Source organism: Clavibacter sp. MX14-G9D, assembly GCF_032917815.1.
Classification (GTDB): Bacteria; Actinomycetota; Actinomycetes; order Actinomycetales; family Microbacteriaceae; genus Clavibacter; species Clavibacter michiganensis_K.
Genome location: NZ_JAVCVL010000425.1, coordinates 1 through 703 on the forward strand (window position 1 = coordinate 1; position 703 = coordinate 703).

At 78.8% G+C, this 703-nt stretch carries 1 protein-coding gene; it reads right to left on the reverse strand.

The window, feature by feature from the left end; genetic code table 11:
• Nucleotides 1-703, reverse strand: a 703-nt coding sequence (locus tag Q6969_RS16095; RefSeq protein ID WP_396335568.1) for an MFS transporter, incomplete at both ends; no start/stop codon positions are given.

The window sequence follows — 703 nt, forward strand, 5'->3', positions numbered from 1 at the left end:
GGGCAGCAGGCGGGGCAGGCCCGCGGCGGCGATGACGGCGGCCGCCGCGAGGATCCCCCAGGCGAGGACGGGGGCCGCGTCCAGCAGGGACCCGACCACCCCGCCCGCCACGAGCACGGCGACGCCGCCGCAGCTGGCGAGCAGCCCGTACGAGGACGCGGTGGGCCGACCGGCGGCGAACGCCGGCACGAGCTCCATGGCGACGGGACCGACGGTCATGTGGCCGAGCGTCAGGCAGACCACGAGCACGGCCGCGGGCGCGAGCTCGGCGCCCTCGGGCGGCGGCACCACGGAGGAGAGGGCCAGCGCGACGAAGCCGGCGGCCGTCAGCGCGAACCCGGTGGCGAGCGCCCGGCCCGGCCCGAGGCGGCGCGCCAGGAGGGCGACCGGCCACTGCAGCGCGATCGTGAGGAGCGAGACGACGAGGAACGCGGATCCGATCGCGCCCATGCCCGCTCCCACCCGCTCGAGCTCCAGCGGCAGCCCGAGGTAGAGCTGGTTGTAGGCCACGAGGTCGACGGCGAACAGGCCGGAGAAGGCGAGGAGGCGGCGGTCCCGGACGGCGGCCCAGCGGTCGGCGGCGGGGCCGGGAGCGCGGGATCCGCGGGGTGCCGGTACCGGTGCCAGCGCCTCCTCCCGGGCCGCGCGGATGGCGCCGACCGGCCGCCCCGCGTCGGCCGGGATGAGCCACCACAGCACCGCC